This is a genomic window from Metasolibacillus meyeri (assembly GCF_003049505.1).
GTDB lineage: Bacteria > Bacillota > Bacilli > Bacillales_A > Planococcaceae > Metasolibacillus > Metasolibacillus meyeri.
Genome location: NZ_PYWN01000145.1, coordinates 1 through 2,988, shown reverse-complemented (window position 1 = coordinate 2,988; position 2,988 = coordinate 1). Strand labels below are relative to the sequence as shown.

Annotated in this window: 2 protein-coding genes and 1 pseudogene; 2 read left to right on the top strand and 1 reads right to left on the bottom strand. The window is 35.1% G+C overall.

Going from position 1 to position 2,988, the window contains the following annotated elements:
* Positions 1–35: 35 nt before the first annotated feature.
* Complete coding sequence (locus C9J34_RS17980) at positions 36–599, top strand: glutathione peroxidase (protein ID WP_107841560.1); 564 nt, start codon at positions 36–38, stop codon at positions 597–599.
* Positions 600–841: 242 nt separating this feature from the next.
* Here C9J34_RS17980 and C9J34_RS17975 read toward each other — a convergent pair whose 3' ends face one another.
* Positions 842–1,210 (bottom strand): DUF2500 domain-containing protein, encoded by a 369-nt coding sequence (locus tag C9J34_RS17975; protein WP_107841559.1) that lies wholly within the window; start codon positions 1,208–1,210, stop codon positions 842–844.
* Between the two features lie 236 nt (positions 1,211–1,446).
* Between C9J34_RS17975 and C9J34_RS17970 the strand changes: the two are divergent.
* Positions 1,447–2,810 (top strand): annotated as a pseudogene (locus C9J34_RS17970) (IS3 family transposase).
* The last annotated feature ends 178 nt before the right edge of the window (positions 2,811–2,988 follow it).

Sequence of the window (2,988 nt, the reverse complement as noted above, 5' to 3'; positions counted from 1 at the left end):
TATATATTCATATTGTAAAGGAGGATTATTTTTTTATGAGCATTTATAATCATTTTTTAGAAAAACCAAACGGTGAAATACTTTCAATGGAAACCTATCGCAATAAAACGCTTTTAATCGTTAATACTGCAAGCCAGTGTGACTTTACTTATCAATATGAAGACCTGCAAAGACTATACGATAAATATAAAGAAAAAGACTTTGTCATTTTAGGTTTGCCAAGCAATCAATTTGGTAGCCAAAACCCTGAAGATGGTGAAACAACAAGAAAAAAATGTATGCTACATTATGGTGTACAATTTCCAATGTTTAATTTAATCGAGGTCAATGGCCCATCAGCACATCCACTTTATGTAGACTTAAAAAATGCGGTAACGTGCCGCGAGTTACAAAAATCTACGATGCAAGACATGATGCTGTATAATCACGTCTTACAACATCAACCTGATTTTTTACGTGGAAATAATATTCGTTGGAATTTTACAAAATTTTTAGTTTCAAACGAAGGAAAAGTTTTACAAAGATTCGAGCCAAATGATTCAATGCTAGATATTGAAACGGCTATTGAAAATGCTTTAGCTGAACGAGCAGCATATTAGGTATCACAGAAGCGTCCTGAATTTTTCGGGACGCTTTTATTTCAATTCTCCATGTGATAAAACCATTCATCACAAATCGCTCACTCGAATTCCGAGCCAAATTTCTACTACTTTCGATTGCCCCCCTGCTCAGTAAACTGAAACTCTAAACGCTCACTCACTCCTTAAATATCGCGACTTAACTCCAATAAACAAGCAACTAATTTCTCTTTAGATTGTTCTTCTAACAATTGCTTTAACCTTTATTGTATACGCTTGAATCCAAGATAACGCGTTCCTTGAAAAGTTAGCATTCCTGTATCACCTTCTGCTAACATACCATACTGCGAACCATTTAAGGAAAACTCTGCCCGATCATTGCTCTCAAATTGAAACGTTACATAATACGAGGTGGTTAACGTTGTATGCATATGGTCATTTGTGTGATGATGATCCCTAGATGTATGTGTTCTTTTTGTAACAACTATAGCAGGAACCGTAAGTTTTGGAGAGTTATTGTTCGCACTCCATTCAGCAATCCCTTTCACAACAATAAAAATAAAAACACTAATAATGAATAAAGGAACGAGTGTAAACATGGCACTTCCTAAAGGGTTGGGATCATAATACATATGCTTAAGCTCCTTGTTTGCTTTTAATATGTTTACGTTTATGGTGGAGGGAGGGTTTCAGCTTTAATTCTGCCTTTTTAGATTTTGTGAGTGTAATGACAGAGTTTTATTTGTTTGGTTAGAGGATTATAATAATGTTGTACTCCTCTCGTTGTTTATACAATAAAAACCACCAGTAGAATGCACTGCTCCCCAATTGCTAGACACACAATCTAACAATTGGAGGTGCAGTTTTTTTGTCTAAATTTACTGCTGAAGAAAAATTACAAGCTGTTCAACGCTATTTGAATGGTCATGAAAGTTATAAAGAAATTGGACAATCAATGGGTGTAAACAAGAAGTCCATCATTATATGGGTGAAACAATATGAACATAATGGACTTGATGCCTTTATTAAACGATGTACAAATTACACACAACAGTTTAAACTGGACGTACTAAATTTTATGATTGAAAATGGTACATCCTTAACCGACACGGCAGCTACATTTAACATACCTGCCCCTTCAACGATTCTTGTTTGGAGAAGACAACTGGAAACGCAAGGACTCGATGCCCTTTAATCAACGAAAAAGGGACGTCCATCCATGAAAAAAGAGTCAATGAAACAATCAAAACAAGTACCGGCTGAAGGATCTGCATTAGAAACACGAATCAAACAATTAGAAATGGAAAATGCGTACTTAAAAAAGTTGAAAGCCTTAGTTCAAAACAAAGAAAAATCACCAAACAAGACAAAGCACAAGTAGTGTATAAATTAAGGTATGAATTAAGGCATGAATATTCGGTGAAAGCATTAGTAAAGCTAGCAGGCATTCCTCGAAATAGTTACTATTACTATGTGAGTAAAGTGAATCAAACTGATTCTGATGCAGATTTAAAAAAGGAAATCCAATCTATTTATAATGAGCATGAGGGTCGTTATGGCTATCGTCGTATTCGTGACAAGTTAGCGAATCGTGGGAAGAAAGTAAATCATAAGAAGATTCAACGTATCATGAAAGAGCTTGGTTTAAAGTGCCTTGTACGTATGAAAAAGTATAAATCATACAAAGGAACTGTAGGTAGAATTGCGCCAAATCACTTAGATCGTCAATTTACAGCTGACGCACCCAATGAGAAGTGGGTTACGGATATTACGGAGTTTAAATTATTTGGTGAAAAGCTGTACCTATCGCCAGTCCTCGATTTATTTAATGGGGAAATCATTACGTATACAATTGGTTCTCGACCAACATATTCACTTGTTTCAGAGATGTTAGAAAAGGCTTTAAAGTACCTACTAGGAGAACACCAGCTACTCATGCATTCAGATCAAGGTTGGCACTATCAAATGAAACAATACCGCCATGCACTTCAATCGAAAGGGATTAAACAAAGTATGTCTCGTAAAGGAAACTGTTACGACAATTCGGTTATGGAGAATTTCTTTGGCATTATGAAGTCAGAATTTCTATACTTTAAAGAATTTGAAAGTATAGAACATTTTAAAATCGAGTTAGAAAAATACATTACGTATTACAATACAAAACCAATTAAGGCAAAATTAAAAGGCATGAGTCCGATACAATATCGAACCCATGCCCAAACCGCTGCCTAATGAAATAACCATGTCTAACTTTTAGGGGTCACTTCATCAAGCAGGGGGTTTTCATTTCCACAATAAAAAAACAAAATCCCTATATAAAGGATTTTGTTTTTCATTATTTCTGTTGAAACTGTTTTATGGAGACGGCGGGAGTCGCCAATATATAAACTTTTGTGTTAAAAAGGTATCT

What these genes read in the sequence shown, in the direction of transcription:
- C9J34_RS17980 (WP_107841560.1), top strand. Translation starts at nt 36, where the DNA reads ATGAGCATTTATAATCATTTTTTAGAAAAACCAAACGGTGAAATACTT.
- C9J34_RS17975 (WP_107841559.1), bottom strand. Translation starts at nt 1,210, where the DNA reads ATGTATTATGATCCCAACCCTTTAGGAAGTGCCATGTTTACACTCGTT.